This is a genomic window from Verrucomicrobiota bacterium (assembly GCA_016871535.1).
Classification (GTDB): Bacteria; Verrucomicrobiota; Verrucomicrobiia; order Limisphaerales; family SIBE01; genus VHCZ01.
In genome coordinates, this window is the sequence record VHCZ01000353.1 from 1 (window position 1) to 5,289 (window position 5,289).

The following is a 5,289-nucleotide window of genomic DNA, read 5'->3' on the forward strand; positions in this document are numbered from 1 at the left end:
TTTTTCGCCAGACTTCGTTGCTTGCTCCTTACAGATCCACTTCGGGATATGCTCGTCGCTCGCGCCTCGTCTGGCCGAAAAATCCCTTGCCGCGAACGTGAGCGTATTTATGAAATGGACCACTTAGTTGAGGGGTTACGAGGGGTTACCGCCATCCACATTTTCAGGCGTGCAAACCGAGAGAATCGGTGGTAAACAGTAGCCATGAAGCGCCTGCATCTCTCCAGTCGAAGATGCCTTGTCCTGTACACTCCGCACTTGCTTCAAACCACTGAGGAATCCCTGTGACGCTGCTGACCAAGAAAGCTCTGCCTCGCCGGACATTTCTGCGCGGCGTGGGAGCGACCATCGCGCTGCCGTTGCTGGACGCCATGGTTCCCGCCGCAACCCCTCTGGCCAAAACTGCCGCCAATCCCATGCGCCGCCTCGGGTTCGTCTTCATGCCCATGGGATGCGATATCACGCGGTGGACACCAAAAAGCGAAAAGATTCTGGACGAACTCTCGCCAATTCTGAGCTCGCTCGAACCCGTCAAGAAGCACGTCACGATCATCACCAATTTGGAGTTGAAGAACGCTTATCCCGGCAGCCATGCCACCTCCAACTCCGCTTTCCTCAGCGCCGCCAAGGCGAAATTGACGGAAAGCACGGACTACTACCTGGGGACCACAGTGGACCAAGTCGCCGCGCAGCAAATCGGCCAGGAGACGCAGTTGCCCTCGTTGGAGCTGGCGATGGACCTTCTTCAACTTGTGGGCCAGTGCGACAACGGCTACGCCTGCGTTTATCAAAACAATCTCTCGTGGTCATCGCCCACCACGCCGCTTCCGGCAGAAGCCCACCCGCGGATCGTGTTTGAGAGCCTGTTCGGCGAAGGCGGCAGCCCGGCTGAGCGCCGGGCGGCCTTGCGGAAAAAAGCCAGCCTGCTCGATTCGTTCAACGAGGACATTGCCCGTCTGCAACGAAAACTGGGACCGGGTGATCGCGTCCGCGTCAGCCAATACCTCGATTCCGTCCGCGAAGTGGAGCGCCGCATTCAGAAGGCGGAGGCGGATGCCAAGGATAATGCTCTCCCGGATCTCGACCGCCCCGTCGGCGTGCCGGCGGCTTACGCCGATCATGCGCGGTTGATGTTCGACTTGCAGCTCCTGGCCTTTCAAGGCGACGTGACGCGCGTTATCACGTTCCAACTCGCCCGCGAAACCAGCAACCGCACTTACCCCGAAATCGGCGTGCCTGATCCGCACCACCCGCTCTCGCACCACGGCAACGACCCGGAAAAGATCGCGCGCATGGCCAAGATCAATCAGTTCCACGTTTCGCTGTTCGCCGAGTTCCTTGAGAAGTTGAAGGCGACGCCGGAAGGCAATGGCACGTTGCTCGACCATTCGCTCCTTCTCTACGGCAGCGGCATCGGCAACCCGAATGTTCACGACCACACGAATCTGCCCATCATTGTCGCCGGCGGCGCCGCGGGAGGAATGAAAGGCGGGCGGCACATCAAATTCGACAAGCCCACCCCGCTGGCCAATCTGCACCTGGCGTTGCTCGACAAGGTCGGCGTGCATCTCGACAAGTTCGGCGACAGCACAGGCAAGATGGACGAGGTGTTCGAGCCGCTTCCGGTGTGAAGGACGTTCATGGGCTGCAAACCGACCCACCCGTTACCCCTCCCAGGAGGGGAACTTGTTTCCGACGCGACGAACGGGGATCACCTCCTGAGAGGGGCAAGGGGTGGGTTCACGGCCACAATGCATAATCGAAGAATCATGGAAGCGCCTCAAGAACCTGACGGTAGGGCGAGCCTGTCCCCAGCGAGCCGATCCAGACGTGTTCCACGCACGTCGAGCGGCTCGCCGGGACGGACTCGCGCTACCGGACTCATGGGGCGAGAGCATGGTAATCTGACCAGGGTAGCTTCCCATGAATTCAGCAGGGCTGCGCTGCCGCGCAGCCGTATGTCTGGTCCTGCGCTTGTTCTGTTGCTTTCGCTCGTCAGCTTAACAGCGGCCTCCATAGAGTCACCCGTGGCAGACGCCGCGGAGAAGGCGGACCGCGCAACCATTCGGGCATTGCTGGAAAAGCACGCCGATGTAAACGCGCCGCAAGTCGATGGGATGACCGCGTTGCACTGGGCGGTTTACTACGACGATTTCGATACGAGCAAACTCCTGGTCGCCGCCGGAGCAAGCGTCAAGGCCACCAACCGCTACGAGGTCACGCCGCTTTCGCTAGCTTGCCAAAACGGAAACACGGCTTTGGTTGAACTGCTGTTGAAGGCGGGCGCCGATCCCAACACTACGCTGCGCGGAGGCGAAGCAGTTCTGATCACCGCGGCGCGCACGGGCCGCATCGGCCCGGTCAAAGCGCTGCTCGCGCACGGAGCCCAGATCAGCGCGCGGGAACGGCGCGGGCAGACCGCCCTGATGTGGGCTGCCGCCGATGGCCACACCGAAGTGGTTGAAGCCTTGCTCGAAGCCGGAGCCGAATTTCGCACACCGCTGTCGGATTCTGGTTTTACACCATTCTTGTTCGCCGTACGTGAAGGCAGGACTGACGTCGTGCGCGCCTTGCTCAAAGCGGGTGCCGATGTGAACGAACCGATGCAACCGCGCCGCCCCGGAGGCAAGATCTCGCGCCGCGGAACCAGCCCGCTCATGCTGGCCGTGGAGAACGGGCATTTCGAAACGGCTGTCGCGCTTCTGGAGGCGGGCGCGGACCCGAACGATCAACGCTCCGGATTCACACCGCTCCATGCCTTGACCTGGGTTCGCAAGCCCAACCGCGGGGATGGCCCGGACGGTGATCCGCCGCCCATCGGATCGGGAAACCTGAGCAGCCTCGATTTCGCCCGCAAACTGGCGCGGCACGGCGCGGACGTCAATGTTCGGCTAAAGAGCGGGCGCGGCGGCGCAGGTCAGTTCAGCAAGGAAGGTGTCACACCCGTCATGATGGCGGCGGGAACCGCTGACGCTGCGTACCTGCGATTGCTGGTCGAGTTGGGCGCCGATCCGTTGCTGGGGAATGTCGATAAATGCACGCCCTTGATGGCCGCGACCGGCATCGGCGTCGGAGGCGCGGCAGCGAATGAAGTCGCGGGGACCGAACCCGAAGTGCTCGAAGCGGCGCAGTTGCTCCTGGATCTGGGCGCCGACGCGAATGCCGTCGATGCGAACGGCGAAACCGCCATGCACGGCGCAGCCTACAAGAATCTTCCCAAGGTGGTGCAGTTCCTCGCGGACAAGGGCGCAAAGATCGAGATTTGGAATCGGAAGAACAAGTACGGCTGGACGCCATTAATGATTGCCGAGGGCCATCGTCCCGGAAATTTCAAGCCGTCCTTCGAAACCATCGACGCGATTCGCAGTGTGATGCTGGCCGCGGGTGTGACTCCGCCTGCGAGCACAGTTCCCGCCAGTGGGAGCGGGCCGGACGAGTACAATTCCAGCGCGGCGAAAAAGGCCGACCGCTAAGCCAACTCAGATTTCCAGTTTTGCCGTTTCTGTTTTCTCTATTGCCTCCGATTCACCCCAACCCCACGCTGAAGGTCGGCATGAAGACATCGATTTTTCGATGCGGCCTCTTCGCGTTGGCCTTGGCGTTGCTCGGTTGCGAGACCCCGCCGCGCTCCGATTCCAATCACCGCGTCCGCGTCTTGACCTACAACATTCATCACGCCGAAGGCACGGATGGACGATTCGATTATGAGCGCTTAGCCCGGATCATTCGGAGCGTGGATCCGGACCTGGTTGCGTTGCAGGAGGTGGATCAGAAGACCCGCCGCGCGGGCGGCGTCGATCAGCCGGCTGAACTGGGGAGGCTGACCGGGCTGCAGGTGGCGTTCGGCAAAACTTATGATTATTCCGGCGGGGGCTACGGCAACGCGATCCTGTCGCGCTGGCCGTTGCTCGAAATCCGGAATGATCCGTTGCCGGGATCCGCGGGCCATGAACCGCGTGCCGTGCTCTCAGTGCGCGTGAAGGCCGATAGCGCCCGCGAACCGTTCTGGTTTGCCGCCACGCACCTGGATCACACGCGCGACGAGAGCGAGCGGTTGGCGCAGGCAGCCCGGCTTAACGAATTGTTTGTCGATGATCGTCCAATCCTGCTCGCCGGTGATCTCAACGCGGTTCCGGAGAGCAAGACGATGCGGAGGTTGTTCGAGCATTGGAGCGACGCCGCAGCCAGTTCTCCCGCACCCACTGTGCCGGCCGGCACTCCGCGCAGCCGGATCGACTATGTGCTTTTCCGCCCCGCCAGCAGATGGAGAGTCATGGAGACGCGAGTGCTGGACGAACCAATCGCTTCAGACCACCGTCCAGTCCTCGCTGTGCTGGAGCGCGTGCGGACCAAATAGCCCGCCGCGGCTTACGGCACGACCACAGGAATCGGACGCTTCGCGGGCCGCGCCGGGGCGCCTTGAACCGATTCCTGGACCACGGATTTCGGGGATTTCGCGGATGCGAACGCAGTCCTATCCGTGTGATCCGTGTAATCCGTGGTTGAATCAAGTTCGTGCGAAGAACTCTCTCTGGAGGACCGGGGGCAGGGAGAAAGCCCGGATTCACGCTCACATGAACTGGGACCTGGGCTCGTATTTTTCACCTCGGATTCTCGCGCACTGAAATCCACCACCACCTGAAATGCCGTTTACCCGGCAGCTTTCCAGGTGGTTGCTCAACGGCATGCCATTGTAAACGGGGTCATTCTCCCGCTGAATGGCGATGCAAAAGGCAAGTCCGAGCCCGGCTACAATTCCTGCACTGGACAGAATTCGGCCTCTCGCGTTTATGACCGACTCAGTTCTTAGCCCGATCGCCTCATGAACGCGAAGGCCCGGACGGGATTCTCTTCGGTCAGCAGGCGGATCGTGGCGTCATCCAGGCCGCTGGTCTTCAACTTTGGAAACAAGGTCTTGTGGAGATAACTAGCCTAGGCTAGACTCAGAACTCGCAGTCCACGGTAGGAGAAGAGCGGTTGCGAGTTGTCACATAGACTTCTGGCCTCCCTCACCTGCCATTGTGAGCACTTCATTCCGAAGTGATTCAGAAAGCCAGAAGCCAGCATTTCCTTTGTGTAGAGGGGAACTTGGCGCTCACTTAGTTCGCGCTGGAACGTGAAGAAATCCACCCCTGCCATCTCAGCCGCAGCGATTTTCCCGATGCGCCCACGCGCGTACAACGCACACGCTAAACAGAGCGTCATAAGTAATTGCCGATATGATTGAGCGGAGTTATCATCCGCTCGATGAAAGCACTCACCATTTCGGACAAAGAAAACATGATCATG

The 5,289-nt window shown here is 60.6% G+C and carries 4 protein-coding genes; 3 read left to right on the forward strand and 1 reads right to left on the reverse strand.

Features of this window, described 5'->3' with window-relative positions:
• Positions 1–371 precede the first annotated feature (371 nt).
• From FJ398_25805 to FJ398_25815, 3 genes are all read left to right on the forward strand, one after another.
• Complete coding sequence (locus FJ398_25805) at positions 372–1,631, forward strand: DUF1552 domain-containing protein (protein MBM3841306.1); 1,260 nt, start codon at positions 372–374, stop codon at positions 1,629–1,631.
• 327 nt (positions 1,632–1,958) lie between these two features.
• Entirely contained in the window at positions 1,959–3,473 is a 1,515-nt protein-coding gene (locus FJ398_25810; protein ID MBM3841307.1) for a hypothetical protein, read from the forward strand.
• 80 nt (positions 3,474–3,553) lie between these two features.
• Positions 3,554–4,357 carry an endonuclease gene (locus FJ398_25815; protein ID MBM3841308.1) on the forward strand — a complete coding sequence of 268 codons (804 nt, stop codon included), beginning with the start codon at positions 3,554–3,556 and terminating at the stop codon, positions 4,355–4,357.
• A 575-nt stretch (positions 4,358–4,932) separates the two neighbouring features.
• On the opposite strand, the gene FJ398_25820 is transcribed toward FJ398_25815, so the two are convergent.
• The coding region (locus FJ398_25820) for a hypothetical protein (protein ID MBM3841309.1) at positions 4,933–5,289 on the reverse strand (357 nt) is incomplete at its 5' end.

Excerpts from the sequence above, each read along its gene's own strand:
- FJ398_25805 (MBM3841306.1), top strand. The coding sequence starts at position 372 with ATGGTTCCCGCCGCAACCCCTCTGGCCAAAACTGCCGCCAATCCCATG.
- FJ398_25810 (MBM3841307.1), top strand. The coding sequence starts at position 1,959 with ATGTCTGGTCCTGCGCTTGTTCTGTTGCTTTCGCTCGTCAGCTTAACA.
- FJ398_25815 (MBM3841308.1), top strand. The coding sequence starts at position 3,554 with ATGAAGACATCGATTTTTCGATGCGGCCTCTTCGCGTTGGCCTTGGCG.